Here is an 18,266-nt window from a genome sequence, read left to right on the forward strand (position 1 = left end):
ACTCCTAATGACCGCTATTCGGCTGAATCGTTTCAGGATCACGATAAATCGCTTCAGCTTCATGTACAGTTGGTGTTGGACTTGCCAATGCACGACGAATCACCCCAATGGCAGCAAACAACATCACAAATGCCACAATCATAAAGAAACCACATAACACGGCATTAATTTGATTGGACATGACAATGGTTTGCATTTCAGTCACTGTTTTTGCAGGTGCTAAAATTTCATTGCGTTGAATTGCAGCATTGAAACGATCTGCTTGCGCCAAGAAACCAATTTTGGGATTGTCGTGGAAAATCTTTTGCCAACCTGCAGTCATTGAAGTAATGAACAAGAAAACTGTAGGGATAATCGTCACCCAAACATATTTTTCTTTTTTCATTTTAAACAGAATCACTGTACCTAAAATGAGCGCCATCGCTGCCAAAATTTGGTTACCAATACCAAATAGAGGCCATAAGCTATTAATACCGCCTAAAGGATCGACCACGCCTTGATAGACGAAGAAGCCCCAACCAGCCACCGCAACTGCTGTGCCAAGCAAGTTACCAAAGAAGTTATGTGAGTTTTTCACTGCAGGAATAACAATACCTACAGTATCTTGCACCATAAAACGGCAAGCACGTGTGCCTGCATCTACTGCAGTTAAAATAAATAAGGCTTCAAATAAAATGGCAAAGTGATACCAGAATGCCATCATTGAGCGGTTATTAAAAATCTCGGTGATGATATGTGCCATACCAATTGCAAACGTTGGCGCACCACCCGTACGTGACAGAATCGAGCTTTCACCGACTTCTTTTGCCAAAATGGTTAAAGCCTCAGGAGTCACTACAAAGCCTAAATTTCGTACCGCTTCTGCTGCACTTTCCACCGTTGTACCTAAAACTGCAGTGGGTGCATTAATGGCAAAGTACACGCCTGGGTCTAGCACCGTGGCACAAATCATTGCCATGATTGCCACGAAAGACTCCATCAACATGCCGCCATAACCAATCATCCGAATGTCTTTTTCGTTATTGACCAGTTTTGGCGTCGTACCTGAAGACACTAAGGCGTGGAAACCTGAAATCGCACCGCAGGCAATGGTAATAAATAAGAATGGGAACAATGAACCCGCAAATACTGGCCCTGTACCATCAATAAAATGGGTCACCGCAGGCATCTTCATTTCAGGCATTGCAAACACAATCCCGACAGCCAAACCCGCTATAACACCAATTTTTAAGAACGTCGATAAATAATCACGTGGCGCCAATAACAACCACACTGGCAAAACTGAAGCAATAAAACCGTAGGCAATTAAACACCACGTTAATTCTGTGCCACTTAAAGTAAATAAAGGCCCCCAGAATGGATGCTGTGCAACATTTTCACCATAAATAATACCCATCATCATCAGGACAAAACCAATAATGGAAACCTCAGCAATTTTCCCCGGACGAATAAAACGCATATAAATGCCCATGAAAATCGCAATTGGGATGGTGGCTGCAATACTAAATACGCCCCACGGACTATTGGTTAAAGCTTTCACGACAACCAAAGCGAGTACGGCAAGAATAATCACCATCACGCCCAGCGCACCCAGCATGACAATCACACCAGCAAATGAACCCAACTCTTGTTTTGCCATTTCTCCCAAAGAACGCCCATCACGACGTGTAGAAATAAACAAAACCAAAAAGTCTTGGACTGCACCTGCCAACACCACCCCGACTAAAAGCCAGATCGTGCCGGGTAAATAACCCATTTGTGCTGCAAGAATAGGCCCAACTAAAGGGCCTGCACCTGCAATCGCGGCAAAGTGGTGACCAAATAACACACTTTTATTGGTGGGCACATAATCTAAACCGTCAGCCAAACGATGTGCGGGCGTTAAGCGTCGCTCATTTAACTCAAATACTTTGGTGGCAATAAATAAACTGTAGAAGCGGTATGCAATGCTATAGACACAGACCGCAGCTAAAACTAACCAGACTGCATTGACGTGTTCGCCTCTACTGACTGCCAATATCCCAAAAGATACTGCACCCAATATAGCGACCAAAAGCCATATAATTTTTGAAGTCAGACCTGACTTCGGTTGAACTGTTTCCATGTCAATCTCTCTTCTTGTTACATTTTTTAAGCGTTACTTTTATTGTCGAGATGTAGCTTTATTTCCTAAATCCTTGGTTGATCCTGCTCCTTTTATTTTGATGTCTGCTGCCCTTACATCCATAGTGTGCGCTACCGTACACTTAAATGGAGCACCAACAGTTTCCTATACTTTTCACCTATTCTTTTACCACATAATCAAATCAACAAAAAAGGGGGATGACGCGAATCATCCCCCTCTTTTACTTATGATTTATCAATAAATCATTATGCGCGTTCTAGGTATTCACCTGTACGTGTATCTACACGAACGCTTTCTTCTTGCTGTACGAATAAAGGAACACGTACCACTGCACCTGTTTCTAATTTCGCTGGTTTACCGCCACCACCAGAAGTATCGCCACGTACACCCGGATCAGTTTCGACAATTTTTAATACCACGAAGTTTGGTGCGTTTACAGTTAAAGGCACACCGTTAAACAACATAATGGTACATTTTTCGTTTGAATCATCTTTTAACCATTTTGCAGCATCGCCCATTGCGGTTTTGTCAGCAGCAATTTGCTCAAAAGATACAGGATCCATGAAGTTCCACATTTCGCCATCGTTGTAGAGGTATTCCATTTCTACTTCTACAATGTCAGCTGCTTCTAGTGAATCACCAGACTTAAATGTTTTTTCTAAAACTTTACCAGAACGAAGGTTACGAAGTTTTACGCGGTTAAACGCTTGACCTTTACCTGGCTTTACATATTCATTTTCCATGATTGAACATGGGTTACCATCAAGCATAACCTTAAGGCCTGACTTGAAATCATTCGTAGAATAATAGGCCATGACTGGCACACTCCAAACTGACTAACTTAACTATTTATGTTACAAAGCAAATGACCAACGCAGCTTTGCGATGCTCGCCATCCTGCAACATCTTTTTTCATCGGACGTATTGTAAATGAGCAAGCCATAACGAAGCAATGAAAATCCACTACCGATCACCTCAAGATATCGGTAAAATCAGCTGTTTTGTAATGATTCTGATTCAAAGCGATTAATCATTCGCGGCATTCACGCTCAATGAACAAAGAATTCATCTACGCTAAATAGATCTGTACTTGGTTCCTTTCACCTCATATTTAAATCTTTTCTGGCATGATCAACTACCTGTACCAAGAACAAAACTGGCAATCTCAACTCAGTGACTTGATCACCGACCCACGCGAATTGTTAAATATTTTAGAGCTGTCTGAACAGCAGTTGCTGTCAGGTGCTTTACTGGCATCCAATCAGTTTAAATTGCGTATCCCGCGTGCATTTGTGGCCAAAATGCAAAAAGGCAATCCACTCGATCCTTTACTGTTACAGGTTCTGCCACATCATTTAGAACTGGAAGATCATCCTGGATTTGTGACCGACCCTTTGGGTGAGGAACAAGCCAATCAACAACCTGGAGTCTTACACAAATATAAATCACGCTTTTTGCTGACCTTGACTGGTGCTTGCGCAGTACATTGTCGTTATTGTTTCCGCAGGCACTTTCCTTATCAGGAAAATCTGCCAAAAACTGAAGACTGGGACAATATCCGTAATTACATTGAAAGCCAGCCCGATATTAATGAAGTGATTTTAAGTGGTGGCGACCCACTCACTTTGTCAAATCGTAAATTAAATATCTGGATTGAGCGTTTAGCGTCTATTCCACAAATAAAATTTTTGAGAATTCATTCACGAGTTCCGATTGTTATTCCCAACCGTGTCGATGAATCGCTGATTTCCTTACTAAAAAATAGTAGGCTGCGTATTATTCTAGTGGTACACTCGAACCACGCATCAGAATTAGATGACTTTACCTGTTCGCAACTTGCCAAGTTAGTCGAACAAAATATCACCGTTCTGAATCAAGCAGTCTTATTAAATGGGGTCAATAATTCTGCTCAGGTCTTGGTCGATTTAAGCTATCGTCTTTTTGATGCGGGGGTGATGCCTTACTATTTACACGTGTTAGATAAAGTAAAAGGAGCGCATCATTTTGATTTAATGCCGCAAGACATTGATCACATCTATAAAGAGCTTTTAGCGAACTTACCCGGCTATTTAGTTCCTAAACTCGTTAGGGAAATTGCGGGCGAAAAAAACAAGACACCGCTTTTTGGGGTTTCAACTTATTGAGTTAAATAACAATCATGAATATGAATACTTCAGATCTTTTTCTAGTTCCCAGCGAACTAAAGCTGGAGCAATTGAGTTTTTGTCAAAATACGGTTAAAAGCATTCAGGCATGGGCAGCGGATTTATCCATTTTACAATTGGGTGATTCTTCCCAAGCTCTATTTAATGCACTTTTAGAAATTTCAGAACTGAAATGTCAGGAAACATTACGTTTTGACTTAATTCAAGCTATTCATCCGACACTTGAAAATGTGCTTACCAGTCTGGAAAAGCATTTTTTCAACCAGGCTTTGATTAGTAATGACCGCAACGATCATATTATTGAACTCGCGCTGTTATTACGCAGTCATTTCGCCAAAGTCTATATTAATATTTCCCGACGTAGCCACCAACAACTCACCCAACAAAAATTTTCTTTATTTGCCTTTAATTTAAAAAAGAACTTACAAACTGCACGAGTTCTATCTAGCTATTATGCTTTACAACAATTAGCTCTACTGCGCTATCAACAACACATGCTTTATAGCCACGCCTTGCCAAATCAGTGGTTAATTGCACACCAACTTTTAGATACAGCCATTCAACAACATTATTATTTAAATAATATTAATCAGTTACAAGGCACACAACATCAACTGATTAATATTGCTCAAGCCTATGCACAGCTGATTTTATTGGAAATTTTCAATACCCATCAAATTCGACCTGCAGAAATTCAAGGCTTATATCTCTGTAGCTTTGATTGGGCAAAACTGATTCAAGTTTTACCCAAAGAAACGACGCTTTCACGTTATGTGGTCGATGCAAGCAAAGATCATCCACCTATTTACAATACGCACCAAAGCCAAGGTTTTCATGCCAATATTTTTATTGCAACTCAACCCCTACTCGATCATTTAAATGAAGCTCAAGGTCGTAAAGGTGAACATTTATCACGCAATGAAAAGCTATTCTTAACCCCTGCTTTGCATTTCCACTTGCACAATATTTTGACCAATACAGCAGAACGTGTGCATGAGCGTTATGAATATTCGGCACGGATTAAAATTTGCTTTGGTTTGACTGTGGCACATTTTTATCTGTCTAATGGTAAAAACTTCAATGAAACGCTGGCTTTGGGCGATAACTACCAATTCCAGAATGAAAGCCAGTTTATCAATGCCATGCATACCAACTCTACGGTAGATATTAGCGCTGTTAAAACCTTAGACCGTGAAGCCAAACAAATTTACAATGCCGATGTTTTAGATATTAGTGTCAATGGCTATCGTATTAAATGGACGGGTGAAACACCGAAAAACCTTAAAACAGGTGAATTTATTCTGGTTCAGGAAAATAGCCAAAGTCCGTGGCGTGGTGGTGTCATTCGCTGGATTAAACAATCTGCTGAAAAAAGCTTAGAACTTGGCTTGGAAATTTTAACCCAAGATATTTACCCTTGTGCTGTTTTTGTTAAAACAGATCGGCATACAGGACATTATCATCCAGCATTATTGGTACAAAGTACGCAGGTCAATGAAGTCAATACCTCATTGATTTTGCCAAGTCTGCAATTATTACGTGACAAACAAACCGTACAGCTACGTTTAGGTGAAGAAGAACTAAAAGTGTTCTTAATTAAGCCGTTATTGATTACCCAAAGCTTTATGCGCTTTGATTTTGAGTTGTTGAATGACCAACAACAGCCTTTACTTGATGGTTTTATTCAGAAACAAGTGAATGAAGTTAAAAATCACGATTTATGGGAAGCATTAAAGTGAGAAATCCATTATTGTCTAAAAAGCTCAAACGTACCGAAACACGTTTACTCATAATCGATGACAACCAAATACGTTTTAATCAAATTTGTGAACAACTCACTGCAAATGAGCACCGTGTTCAGGCTTATCTATTAGATGACATTAAAAACTTTGAAAAACAATTACATTTAACTTGGGATTTGGTGATCTTTGGTCGTGCTTATGACCTAAAAGTCGATCAGGCACTCACTTTAATTCGTGCATCACAGCAACCAAATTTACCGCTACTTTTGCTCAAACCAGACGATTACGATGCCACGCAATACACCAGTTATGTGCGCAAAGGCATCTATGACATTATCAATTTAGATTACCCCGAACGCTTCTATTTTGGCTTAATTCGCGCACTGTCTTTTAGTCGCTTACAGCAGTCACAAGAACAACTTATGACTGAACTGGAAAATGCACAATCACAAGCTCAGGCGTTGGTCGAAGACAGTAGCAAAGCAGTAGCCATTATTCAGGAAGGAATTCATGCACAAGCCAATGCTGAATATTTACAGCTATTTGGTTTAAAAAGTGAAGATGACCTTATTGGCTTGCCATTATTGGATTTATTGCAACCGCAAGATATTACAGATTTTAAATTCCGCTTTAAGAAAGTCAGTCAAGGACAATTTGAACACGGCCGTTTTGATATTCATAGCCAAAACCCGCTATTAGCAAAACAAAACCCACTCAAAATTGAATTTATTGGAGCAGCTGACGACGCCATACAAATCACCATAGATATTGAAAATACGGCGCAAAATACATCCCCTGCTCAAACGACAGCAGACAAAGCAGCGGCAAAACCAAGCACATACCAATTGGTAAATCGCACTTTAGCCAAACAGCCTTCTAGTGCCAATGCTTTGGTGGTATTTTCTTTGGCGAACTGCCCTGAATCAATTTTCCAAGCCGACTGGCAAACCACAAAAAATTACTTTACCAACATTCAAAATTTTTTAAAAGAACAGACCAATGTACCATTATTTAATGTGAGTAATGGTTTAGTGGTTGGTTTGTTCCAAGCAGAATCGCCTGCAATTTTAGAATCGAAACTGATTGGCTTAAATTCACTCACGAAACCGCAATTACTTACGGTAGATCAACATACTTACCCACTTAATTTGCGTATTGGTTATGTGCCATTCACTCCAGACATTCAAAATGAAAGCAGTTTTGAGCAACTGATTAGCCAAGGTTTTGCCAACGCATTACCACAACAGCAAGAACAACATAACTCAGGTTTAACCTTAGACTTGTCCTTTGGTGAATCTAACTTAAATGTAATTGAATCTGCTGCAGCTGTACCACAATCGTATAGTGAATCTGCGATTATTGCAGCGATACGTCAAAGTCTTGATCGTGGTGAAATTCATCTGAAGTATCAACAACTTTATGATAAGCAAGACACCAATTTATATACCTATGAAGTAACTAGTGGCTTTATTTTCAATAGTGAATGGAAATCACTGACAGGCTTAATAGATTTGGCTGAAGACCCAGAATTATCCATTAAACTGGATCGTTGGATTTTGGTCGAAGCTTGTAAACAATTGCACAACTTCATCACCCAATATCCTGAAGCGAAGCTGATTATCAATTTAAACGTATTTGTTTTATTACAAGACCGCAGCTTCCCTGAGTTTGTGTCTAAACTGATAACGATTATTGGTAGCCGCCTCAGCCATCCATTAATTTTGCAATTCTCTGAAGAAGACATCAGCCAAAACTTAGGTGATGCGCAGAAACAAATCAGTTTATTACGTCAGCACGGCGCTGAAATTTCTCTGCGTGATTTTGGTCATTCGATTTATAGTGAATCTATCTTGAAACAAGTCGATATTCACTACTTGACCTTGCACAGTGCACTGACTGAAAAACTGGCTGCTGATGACTCGACGCAAGAATTACAGGAACAATTGAGCATTTATAGTGAAATTAAACCTGTAGAAGTGTTATTGCGTGACTTAAATGATATGAACCTGTTTGCGAATGCGTGGAATGTCGATGCGCGCTTTATTCAGGGTGATTATTTCCAGAAAAAACTCGATCATTTAATTGATGTGCAAGACCAATAAGGTCTTGTGCATTAGGGTCTATTTGTAGACCCTAAAATTTAAGGCACAAAAAAACGGGCAATTGCCCGTTTTTTTCGTACTGGATATTAACGTTTGATAGAACGTGACATACCAGCAAAACGTTGTTTGAACTTGTCGATACGACCGCCAGTGTCAACGTTCTTTTGCTTACCAGTGTAGAACGGGTGGCATGCAGAACATACGTCAAGATAAAGAGTTTCTTTACCAACTGCTGAACGAGTTTCGATTACGTTACCGCAAGAACAAGTTGCAACTAATTTTTCATATTTTGGGTGAATATCGGCGCGCATCGTCGATTACTCCTAAGATTTAAGAAGGCTTAAGCTGTCATCGCAATTGGTCACTCTCATTAAAAAAATGAGGACATGCTTTAAAAGCAGACCAACACCACAACAGACCATTCTTTTGGCCCACCGAGACGGATACCGTCAGAGCTAAGCACAACAAGTTGGGCAATATTATACGGAATAAAATATTTTAAAGCTAATTATTCTTAGGAATTTAATTCCTGAGGTTCAGTCGAATCGGGCTGCTTTTCGAGATAATTGGCTATCACACCGCACACCATCAACTGAATTTGATGGAAAATCATGATCGGTAAAACAATCATCCCCAACGGCTGCCCAATAAATAAAATTTGCGCCATCGGTACACCACTGGCTAAGGTTTTTTTGGAGCTACAAAAAAATGCGGCAATTTGGTCTTCACGTGCAAAACCCAACCATTGCGGCACAACCCACGCCAACCACATCACAAGGGTCAATAACACGGAACAAGCAATAATCAACAGCAATAAAGTCATACCACTAACTTGATGCCACAATCCTGCTACCACTGCCCCACTAAATGCACCAAAAACCACCATCAAAATCGAACCCTGATCAAATACCTTGACCAGCTTTGGTAATTTCAACATCTGAGGAAAAACATAAGGACGTAATAACTGCCCCAAAATAAATGGCACCAATAACAATAAAGTAATTTGAATAATCGAATTTGTCGGGTCAAAACCGTGTTCAGACTGCCCTAAAATAAAGATGCCTACTAAAACTGGGGTAATAAACATCCCAATTAAATTAGAGAATGACGCACTGCAGACTGCGCTGGCAACATTGCCTTTTGCCACTGACGTAAAGGCAATTGAAGATTGCACGGTTGAAGGCAAAAAGCACATGAACAAAAAGCCCCAATACAGCTCCTGCCCGAGCATTGGCACTAGAATTGGCTTTGCCAGCAAACCTAAAATTGGGAATAACGCAAAGGTAAAAGTAAATACCAACGCATGCAATTTCCAATGCATCATGCCCTGAATGACAGCTTCACGTGATAATTTCGCCCCATGCAAAAAGAATAAGATTGCAATGGCAACTGTCGTAATCACACTAAAAACTTCGGCTGCTTGCCCTGACACAGGCACGACACTGGCGAGGATGACCATCACAAACAAAAGAATGGTAAAGCGATCCAATGCCAATAACTTCAACATAAACACATCCTGTATATTCTTTTACTGTTGCAAAAAAGCCCAGCAATTTTTACCTTTCGATAAAGGTATATTACTGAGCAATATTCAAAAAGCGAGCATTTTCAGGCGATGTTCAATATTTTCAAAATGAATACTGAACAACATTCAGTTTATTGCGCCATAAAGGTTTGGTTTTTACTGCTTCACTGATGAAGACTTAGTTATTACGTGCGTTCTGATCTTGCTGAATCAATTCAACTTTATAACCATCTGGGTCTTCAACAAAAGCAATGACAGTTACACCACCTTTCATTGGCCCTGCTTCACGTACCACATTGCCGCCGCGCGCTTTAATTTCTTCACATGCTTTGTAGGCATCGTCTACCGCAATTGCAATATGACCATAACCATTGCCCAAATCATAGCTGTCTGTATCCCAGTTATGCGTCAACTCCAAAACGGTGTGATTTTCTTCATCGCCATAGCCTACAAAAGCAAGGGTAAAACGACCTTCTTCATAATCACGCTTACGCAGCAAAGTCATGCCTAAAACTTCTGTATAAAATTTTAATGATTGCTCTAAATTACCTACACGTAACATGGTATGCAGCATGCGCATGTCATTCATCCTTTTGTTCAATCGGTTTTGCTTGTATGTGTTGATGGTCACGTAACAATTTCGCCACCCACACCACTAAAATTAAAATAGGGATTCCAATTAATGTGGTCATGAGGAAAAAGTTTGGATAACCAATATTGGTCACTATAGTACCTGAATAACCACCTAAAATCTTAGGAGTCAAGGTCATGAGTGAGCTAAAAATTGCATATTGCACAGCAGTAAATGACACACTGGTTAAACTGGATAAAAATGCGATAAAAGCCGCGCCCGCTAAACCTGAAGCCAAGTTATCGACAATAATCGCAAAATATAACCATGCTGTGCTATATGGCTTAATCACCTTGCCCTGAATTTCAACCATATTGTTTGAAGATGATTGAACGATCGGCAAAGGTTGTATATCTACATCCAAAGCATTGCCTTCATGTGTGTTTAAATCGACCTGATAGGTTTGGCTGTGTTGTTGTACTGTTTGCTGTCTATTCAATAATACGGCTTGCAGTTGTTTACTTGGTGAGTCTGCCAAAAGCTGCCCTGCAATCGCTGCCGTAAAAATTCCTTGTGCATCTAGTTTTGCATCAAAATTTTGACCATCTAGCTGCAGTACAATTTTTTGCTGTTCGGTTAAGGCAGGCCCTGCATATTGCCCACGTACGACAATACTGTTGCTGGCTTCATTTTCGCTAATACGATTATCCGAAGTCAGTGGTAAAAACTGGAGTTGTGCAGTTTCAATCTCAGTTTGGTGCAAATACGGCATCGACACTAAACGTGACGGCGTATCGCCCGTTTGGTATTGCGCACGTACCTGAATTTCATCCTGTGTTGCTAAAACCTGACTAGGCACAGCCACTTTCCAATATCCAACTTCATCGGCCTGGGTTTGATATTGTTGCTGCCCCACAGAAACTTGCACATCGCTCAGTTGCTGTCCTGACTTCACCAGACCAATAAAAATAAGATTGGTGGATGATGCCAACACCGCGCCAACAAACATTAATTTCATAATGTTCATACGCTGTGCCAGTAAACCGCCCAAGAAGCCACCCACTAAACTGAAAATGACCCCATAAACCTTAACCGCTTCGGCAATTTGTTCTTTGCTAAAGTTCAAATCCTGATAGAACACATTGGAAATTACACCTGCAATAATGTCTGAAACTCGATAAAAACCAATCAAGAGTAATAACACCAGTGCCAGTTTCATGCCGTAGCGTTTAAAGAAATCTGCAACAGGATGCACCCATGTTTCAAATGCCATCTGTTTATTGACTGCGCCCAATTTGACCAAAATTGTGCCCATGCCTACAGCAGCCGCACCCGATGCAATAAAACGTAAAGCTTCTATAGAAAATAATAAAAATGCATCTTTGAGTTGGAATTGTTGTTTTAAGGCTTCGGTAAAATTACCCGAAAAGACGTAGCACAATACAAAACTGAATACCGCAACAAAAAACACCGTAACCAGACGAAAATAGTCGCGTCGTTGATAATGCTTGCTGACCCGATTCACTTGCGGCTCACGAATCACCAAAGTCGTGATAATGCCAATCAGCATCACCGCAGCCATCGCCAAATAGGTAATTTTCCATGCACTATAAATATAGTTGCCTTTGGCTGTACCTAACGAGGCTGCCAAAAATAAAGCACCTGCCCCTGCGACAATCATCCCAATGCGATAGCCCGCGTTATAGGTCGATGCCAACACGGTTTGCATTTGAGTTTCAGCCAGTTCGATACGGTAAGCATCAATCACAATATCTTGCGTGGCTGCAGAAAAGCCCAGTAATACTGCACCCAATGCCATTTGATATAAATGCGCCTGTCCCAAAGCTGGGTCAGAAAATGCCATCACCGCAATTGCACAAACAATTAAACATTGGGCGATGAGCAGCCATGCCCGACGTCGCCCCAGTTTTTTGGTTAAATAGGGTACGGGTAATTCATCAATTAATGGTGCCCAGACAAATTTAAAGGAATAACCCAAGGCAGCCCAACTAAAGAAAGTGACCGCACTTTTGTCAATGCCTGCTTCGCCCAACCACAAAGATAGACTGGAAAAAATCAGTAAAATTGGAATACCTGCAGAGAAGCCCAAAAACAGCATAATCAGCGCACGACGGTCTAAAAATGCCGTAAATGCAGCTTTCCACCCTGTATTTTGTGCTGAAGTTTGCCCAGTCTGTTGTGTGGTCATTCGATTATTATTTTCTATCAAGTCAAATTGTTGTTATTCAATCGCGGAATAGCTTCTGTTTCAACAGTATTTATGAAATTATCCACAACAGCTTTGTCATTTTGTAGTAAAAATTACGGCTTAGCTTGAATTTTCCGCTTAAACCTGTATACCTTTAAACTTCTAACTGCAATATTTCGTTTTGGATTTCTACAGTGACCCAAAGACTTGATCAAATCACCCCATCAATGACAACCAACACAACAACAGCAGCGCAAGATGAACAACAACCGCTTCTCAGCTCTGCCTTTGAACAAAGCGAAATACAAACGACTTTAGAAAATACACGACTCAAAGCAACACAACTAACCCATATTCCAAATTACGATAACATTCCCGCTTCGACCCGACGCATTAAACCGCTGAATAATTTTTTAGGACAAGATCGGGCACGCGCTTCGGTGGAAGCAGGTATTTCCCTGCCATATTCTGGCTACAATATTTTTGCAGTGGGTACGGCGGGATTGGGCAAACGTACCATGGTCAAGCGTTTGCTGCAGCAACATGCCAAGAGCATGCCCACACCGAATGACTGGGTTTATGTCAATAATTTCAAACACCCGCGCCAACCGATTGCCTTGCAACTGCCTGCAGGTCAAGCGCCTAAATTTCAAAGTTTGTTACATCAAACTTGGCAAACTATTTTAAAGCAACTCGAACGTCGCTTTACCGCAGAAACCTATCACAACCGCATTGAAATGATTCGTCAGCAAGCGGGTGATGAACAGCAACAAGCCTTAATTGAGCTGACCAGTGAAGGTGAAGAACTCGATTTAAAACTGATTGCGCAGGAAGATGAACATTGCTTTGTACCCGTGCATCTGAAAAATGACAAAATGCAGGAAATGTCTAAGGAAGATATTAACGCCTTGGACAGCAAAACCCGTGCAGAAATTGCGTCCAATATTCGTTATATGAATAAAAAACTGGAGCGTTTGGGTTTGCATTTAGGCGATTTAGAAGATGACGCACGTGACAAAGTACAAGACCTGAACCGTGATATTGCCAAACAAGTGGTAATGCCACGCATTGATATTATTCAAAATAAATATCCTAGTGTCGAAGGTTTGACTGAATATTTACAATACTATGCCGAAGATATTATTAATAATGTCGAGTTTGTTTTAGAACAGGAAGAAGATGATTTCCGTCCTGGCACCTTTAGCCGTATTCCTGCGCGCTACCAAGCCAATATTATTGTGACGCACAAACCCAACAGCGGTGTACCTGTTATTTTTGAAGATTTTCCAACCCATTACAATTTATTGGGGCATGTAGAACAACTCACGCAAAACGGCACCATTACCACTGACTTCACCTTAATTCGTGCAGGTAGCTTACATAAAGCCAATGGCGGCTTTTTGATGCTCGAAGCAGAGCAGTTACTGGAACAGCCTTATGCATGGCAAGGACTGAAACGCGCTTTAAAATCGGGGCAATTGAAACTTTCATCTTTGGAACACATGCTAACTTTAACAGGCAGCATTTCAATTGAACCACAAGCCATTCCACTAAATATTAAAGTGATTTTACTGGCAGAGCCTGAAATTTATTATGAAATTTTAGAGCTAGAACCCGAACTTGGCAGCGTGTTTAAAATCCGTGCCGACTTTACCGATACATTACAACGTAATGACGAAAACGAGCAGGCATATATGCAGCTGATTGCCGACTATGTGCAATCTGACAAATTATTACCATTTGACCGTTCTGCTTTGGCAGCTTTACTTACTGACTCAAGCCGTCAAGCTGAAGATCAAAGCTCACTCTCCTTACATGCCCTCACCTTGGGGGATTTAATTCGTGAATCGCATCACCATGCGGCACAGGCGGGCGATAAAACGGTTTCCGAACAGCATATCAATACCGCACTGGATCATCGCAAATATCGCTTAGGTTATTTAAGAGAACTGTACTGGCAAGATTTATCACGCGGTACGCAGTTAATAGAAACTCGCGGACATCGTTTAGGGCAAATTAATGCCCTGTCGGTCATTCACTATGCCGATGTCGAGTTTGGCTTACCTTCGCGCTTAACCGCCTCAGTCTATCAAGGCGGCGGCGATATTTTAGATATTGAACGCAGTGTTGAACTTGGCGGTTCTTTACATGCCAAAGGCGTGTTGTTGATGGCCAGTTTCCTCAAAGCACATTTTGGCCGTGAGCAAATTTTACATTTTTCTGCTGCCCTTGCCTTTGAGCAAAGTTATGGTCAGGTTGATGGTGACAGTGCAACAGTGGCAGAGCTTTCTGCTTTGATTTCTGCAATCAGCCAACTACCTATTGACCAATCTTGGGCCATTACAGGCTCCATGAACCAACTCGGTCAAGTACAGCCAATTGGTGGCGTGAATGCAAAAATTGAAGGTTTCTTTGATGCCTGCAAACTGCAAGGTTTAACTGGCAAGCAAGGCGTGATTATTCCACGTCAAAATATGCAGCACCTTATGTTGCGTAAAGATGTGATTGAAGCGGTAGAACAAGGTCAGTTCCACATTCACGCCATTGATACCATTGACCAAGCCTTAGAAATTTTAATGGCGCGTCCTGTGGGTAAACTCACTAAAAAAGGACGTTACAGTAAAGGTTCAATTTACGCTGCAGTGATGGAACAACTTGAGTATTGGCAAGCCATTGAAGATGGTGCTGAAATTGAAGAAGAGCCAAAGAAAAAGAAAAAGTCCAAGAAAGAAAAGGACAAAAAAGACCCAGAGAAAAAGGACAAAGCGCAAAAAGCCAAGAAAAAACAGAAATCGGCTGAACCATCTGATGCGGCAACTTCTGATGAAGTCACTGCTGAGTCGGCTGAAACTGCTGAACTTGCAACTGAAAGTACTACGGTAAACTAAGTGCAGTGATTCAAATCAGCTATTCAAGTGAATTCCAGATATAAAAAAAGCGCCAAGGCGCTTTTTTTATATCAACTTTTTTGTATGGATGACTTTGGTCTAGTGTGACCCAAGTCCAATACTTTAAGCTTCAGGTGCTGGGCTGTATTGCTCAACTAAAGGCTTTAACTCACCTTTCTGGAACATATCCAACATAATATCGCTACCACCAATCAACTCACCGTTAATCCACAATTGTGGGAAAGTTGGCCAGTTGGCAATTTTTGGCAAAGTGGTACGAATATCCTGATTTTCTAAAATATTCACATAAGCAAAAGGACGACCAATTTGACTGAGTGCTTCTACTGCGCGCGCAGAAAAACCGCATTGTGGAAATTGTGGTGTGCCTTTCATGTAAAGAAGAACAGCATGTTTAGCAATTTGTTCACGAATTAACGCTTCGGTATCGCGTACTTGTTCAGTCATTGGTAAATCCTCAACTCATCTGTGTGGCATTATACCCAAAACCGAGCAAAACAGTACGTCTAAAGCAATAAATCCAATTTTATTTACAATTAGGCTTTTCATCTGCAGTAGATTTTGCTTATATAAGTTTTTCCCTCCAACCTAACAGATAAGAGTTAGTCATGAATAACATTACCCTTGCTCCTGTGCAAACTGATCAACCATCACATTTGATGCCTGTATTTGGCCGTCAGCCGATCAGCTTTGTCCGCGGTCGAGGTTCTTATCTTTATACTGAAGATGGCACAGAATATTTAGATGCACTTACAGGCATTGCCGTATGTGGTTTAGGTCACGCACACCCTGCAATTACCGAAGCCATTGCAGATCAGGCGGCTACCTTAATTCACACCAGTAACTTGTTTGAAGTGCCGTGGCAGACTGCTGCTGCACAAAAATTGGCGCAAGTTGCTGGCATGGAAGAAGTGTTTTTTTCAAACAGTGGCGCAGAGTCTAACGAAGGTGCAATTAAAATTGCACGTAAATTCGGTCATATGCAAGGCGTAGCCAATCCTAAAATTATTGTTGCAGATCACTCTTTCCACGGTCGTACTTTGGCTACCCTGTCTGCAACTGGCAATAAAAAAGTTCAGGAAGGTTTTGCACCTTTGGTTGAAGGCTTTATTCGTGTGCCTTTTGGTGATGTCGAAGCCATTGAAGAAGCTGCGATTCAGCATCCTGATATTGTGGCTATTTTAGTCGAGCCGATTCAGGGTGAAGGCGGTGTGAATACTGCACCACAAGGCTTTAGCTACCTAGAAGACATCCGCCGTATTTGTAATCAACACAACTGGCTGATGATGCTGGATGAAGTACAAACAGGAAATGGTCGTACAGGTAAATTCTTTGCTTATCAGCACACCAATATTGTGCCTGATGTATTGACTACAGCGAAAGGTTTGGGCAATGGCTTCCCAATTGGTGCAGTCATGACTCAAGGTCGTGGTGTGGGCGTTCTTACTGCTGGTAATCATGGCTCAACCTACAGTGGTACTGCGTTAGGTTCACGCGTGGTTTACACTGTTATTGACACCATCCAGAAAGAAAACTTGGTAGAAAATGCAGCAAAAATGGGTGGCTACATTGTGGAACAATTGCGTCAACAACTCGCAGACCAAAATGTAAGCGTGCGTGGTTTTGGCTTGATGATTGGTATTGAATTACCAAAACCATGTGCAGAGTTGGTCGATATTGCCCGCGATGAATACAAAATGATTATTAACGTAACTGCAGGTTCTGTAGTGCGTTTATTGCCAACATTAAATATTACTCAAGCCCAGGCAGATCAATTGATTGAACGCCTTGTAGCAATGATTAAAAATTCTTGGCTTAAATAAATCCCTAACAAAAAGCCGCAGTTTGAACTGCGGCTTTTTGCTAACTAAATGGTCGATCAGTATATTATCAACATTCAATTAAGATGCTTCTTGAAACACTCGCCCACCCGGCAATTGAGAAAAATATTGTTTTAAGGCTTCCAAACAACGATGTACTTTCATCGGTTGTTGCTCATGTTTGGAAATGATTGCATACAAGGTAAATGCGGGTAATTTCCACTCAGGCAAAATTTCAACCAAACTGCCATTAAGCAAATCTTTTTGAATATCCAAATGCAAAATTCGCGCAAGCCCATGCCCTTGCATACACAAAGATTTAGACACCAACACATTATTGGTCGATAGACGCGAGCCCAACTCTACATCCACATTTTCAGCAGTGCTGATATGCTTAAAATTGAGTTGCTGAAAATTCTTCATAATGGTTAATGGAATTAACTCGTGATGTTTTAAATCTTCAGGACGTGAAATGGGCGCGGTTTGATTTAAATAACTAGGTGATGCGACTAAAACTTGGTCAATAAGTGCAATAGGAATCACATGCTGGTTTTGATCTTCAATTATTGGACTCATACGCAGCGCAATATCAATACGACCATCAATCAGGTCAATGTATTGATTGTCGGTTTCTAGATGTACAGACAAGCCACGATGGGCAGACAGCCAATGAGAAAGTGCGGGAATCACATGGTTCGCGGCTAATTCTGGAGTGGTGGCAATTCTTAAATCACCGACCAAATCATCTCTTAACTCATTAATGCGTATTTTACCACGCTCAGCAGCGGCGAGCATTTCTTGACAACTGTGGAAAAAAGCTTGTCCTGCTTCAGTCAAACTCAGTTTTCTAGTAGAACGATGCAGAAGCGTGACTTCCATATCTTGTTCTAGTGAACGGATTTGCTGACTGACGGCGCTGGTGGTGATCCCTAAATCACGTGCTGCACCGCTAAACGAGCTTTTTTCAACAACACAAGCAAATACACCCATTGCTCGAAGTTGATCTAACATAAATTCCCTCTGAAATTATAATCGTTGCCCTCATCTATCGATAAAAGCAACTTATTGTATTATACGGTGAAATTTATGCTTTGTATTCGT

Annotated in this window: 13 protein-coding genes; 5 read left to right on the plus strand and 8 right to left on the minus strand. The window is 41.0% G+C overall.

Annotation, left to right across the window (positions count from 1 at the left end; genetic code table 11):
- Positions 1-4: 4 nt before the first annotated feature.
- Positions 5-2,104 (minus strand): carbon starvation CstA family protein, encoded by a 2,100-nt coding sequence (locus FTU39_RS00650; RefSeq protein WP_004971612.1) that lies wholly within the window; start codon positions 2,102-2,104, stop codon positions 5-7.
- A gap of 266 nt (positions 2,105-2,370) precedes the next feature.
- Complete coding sequence (gene efp / locus FTU39_RS00655) at positions 2,371-2,940, minus strand: elongation factor P (protein WP_004971615.1); 570 nt, start codon at positions 2,938-2,940, stop codon at positions 2,371-2,373.
- A 312-nt stretch (positions 2,941-3,252) separates the two neighbouring features.
- On the opposite strand from efp, the gene epmB reads away from it, so the two are divergent.
- From epmB to FTU39_RS00670, 3 genes are read left to right on the plus strand one after another with little or no spacing between them, the layout of a single operon-like run.
- Positions 3,253-4,269 carry an EF-P beta-lysylation protein EpmB gene (gene epmB / locus FTU39_RS00660; RefSeq protein ID WP_096901068.1) on the plus strand — a complete coding sequence of 339 codons (1,017 nt, stop codon included), beginning with the start codon at positions 3,253-3,255 and terminating at the stop codon, positions 4,267-4,269.
- A gap of 14 nt (positions 4,270-4,283) precedes the next feature.
- Positions 4,284-6,029 (plus strand): GTPase, encoded by a 1,746-nt coding sequence (locus tag FTU39_RS00665; protein WP_096901069.1) that lies wholly within the window; start codon positions 4,284-4,286, stop codon positions 6,027-6,029.
- Positions 6,011-8,134, plus strand: a complete 2,124-nt coding sequence (locus FTU39_RS00670; protein WP_180051595.1) for an EAL domain-containing protein — start codon at positions 6,011-6,013, stop codon at positions 8,132-8,134. Before FTU39_RS00665 ends, FTU39_RS00670 begins: the two co-directional genes overlap by 19 nt.
- 86 nt (positions 8,135-8,220) lie before the next feature.
- On the opposite strand, the gene rpmE is transcribed toward FTU39_RS00670, so the two are convergent.
- From rpmE to FTU39_RS00690, 4 genes are all read right to left on the minus strand, one after another.
- Positions 8,221-8,445, minus strand: a complete 225-nt coding sequence (gene rpmE / locus FTU39_RS00675; RefSeq protein ID WP_004971624.1) for a 50S ribosomal protein L31 — start codon at positions 8,443-8,445, stop codon at positions 8,221-8,223.
- 203 nt (positions 8,446-8,648) lie between these two features.
- Positions 8,649-9,647 (minus strand): bile acid:sodium symporter family protein, encoded by a 999-nt coding sequence (locus FTU39_RS00680; RefSeq protein WP_180043306.1) that lies wholly within the window; start codon positions 9,645-9,647, stop codon positions 8,649-8,651.
- Between the two features lie 190 nt (positions 9,648-9,837).
- Positions 9,838-10,239, minus strand: coding sequence for a lactoylglutathione lyase (gene gloA, locus FTU39_RS00685; RefSeq protein ID WP_004971627.1), 402 nt, complete (start codon positions 10,237-10,239; stop codon positions 9,838-9,840).
- A gap of 1 nt (position 10,240) precedes the next feature.
- Positions 10,241-12,439 carry an MFS transporter gene (locus FTU39_RS00690; protein ID WP_004971628.1) on the minus strand — a complete coding sequence of 733 codons (2,199 nt, stop codon included), beginning with the start codon at positions 12,437-12,439 and terminating at the stop codon, positions 10,241-10,243.
- A gap of 194 nt (positions 12,440-12,633) precedes the next feature.
- Between FTU39_RS00690 and FTU39_RS00695 the strand changes: the two genes are divergently transcribed.
- Positions 12,634-15,327: a Lon protease family protein gene (locus tag FTU39_RS00695; RefSeq protein ID WP_004971630.1), complete on the plus strand. Its 2,694-nt coding sequence runs from the start codon at positions 12,634-12,636 to the stop codon at positions 15,325-15,327.
- Between the two features lie 123 nt (positions 15,328-15,450).
- On the opposite strand, the gene grxD is transcribed toward FTU39_RS00695, so the two are convergent.
- Positions 15,451-15,792 carry a Grx4 family monothiol glutaredoxin gene (gene grxD, locus FTU39_RS00700; RefSeq protein WP_019837647.1) on the minus strand — a complete coding sequence of 114 codons (342 nt, stop codon included), beginning with the start codon at positions 15,790-15,792 and terminating at the stop codon, positions 15,451-15,453.
- A gap of 161 nt (positions 15,793-15,953) precedes the next feature.
- On the opposite strand from grxD, the gene FTU39_RS00705 reads away from it, so the two are divergent.
- On the plus strand, positions 15,954-17,168 hold the full coding sequence (locus FTU39_RS00705; protein WP_180051596.1) for an aspartate aminotransferase family protein: 1,215 nt from the start codon (positions 15,954-15,956) through the stop codon (positions 17,166-17,168).
- 78 nt (positions 17,169-17,246) lie between these two features.
- Here FTU39_RS00705 and FTU39_RS00710 read toward each other — a convergent pair whose 3' ends face one another.
- Positions 17,247-18,176, minus strand: coding sequence for a LysR family transcriptional regulator (locus FTU39_RS00710; protein ID WP_131261144.1), 930 nt, complete (start codon positions 18,174-18,176; stop codon positions 17,247-17,249).
- Between the last annotated feature and the right edge of the window lie 90 nt (positions 18,177-18,266).

Origin of the sequence: Acinetobacter sp. YH12099, assembly GCF_013419195.1 — a bacterium.
Lineage (GTDB): Bacteria > Pseudomonadota > Gammaproteobacteria > Pseudomonadales > Moraxellaceae > Acinetobacter > Acinetobacter towneri.

Bases quoted from the DNA above. Each gene is read 5' to 3' on its own strand.
- FTU39_RS00650 (WP_004971612.1), bottom strand. From the start codon at position 2,104: ATGGAAACAGTTCAACCGAAGTCAGGTCTGACTTCAAAAATTATATGG.
- efp (WP_004971615.1), bottom strand. From the start codon at position 2,940: ATGGCCTATTATTCTACGAATGATTTCAAGTCAGGCCTTAAGGTTATG.
- epmB (WP_096901068.1), top strand. From the start codon at position 3,253: ATGATCAACTACCTGTACCAAGAACAAAACTGGCAATCTCAACTCAGT.
- FTU39_RS00665 (WP_096901069.1), top strand. From the start codon at position 4,284: ATGAATATGAATACTTCAGATCTTTTTCTAGTTCCCAGCGAACTAAAG.
- FTU39_RS00670 (WP_180051595.1), top strand. From the start codon at position 6,011: ATGGGAAGCATTAAAGTGAGAAATCCATTATTGTCTAAAAAGCTCAAA.
- rpmE (WP_004971624.1), bottom strand. From the start codon at position 8,445: ATGCGCGCCGATATTCACCCAAAATATGAAAAATTAGTTGCAACTTGT.
- gloA (WP_004971627.1), bottom strand. From the start codon at position 10,239: ATGCGCATGCTGCATACCATGTTACGTGTAGGTAATTTAGAGCAATCA.
- FTU39_RS00690 (WP_004971628.1), bottom strand. From the start codon at position 12,439: ATGACCACACAACAGACTGGGCAAACTTCAGCACAAAATACAGGGTGG.
- grxD (WP_019837647.1), bottom strand. From the start codon at position 15,792: ATGACTGAACAAGTACGCGATACCGAAGCGTTAATTCGTGAACAAATT.
- FTU39_RS00705 (WP_180051596.1), top strand. From the start codon at position 15,954: ATGAATAACATTACCCTTGCTCCTGTGCAAACTGATCAACCATCACAT.
- FTU39_RS00710 (WP_131261144.1), bottom strand. From the start codon at position 18,176: ATGTTAGATCAACTTCGAGCAATGGGTGTATTTGCTTGTGTTGTTGAA.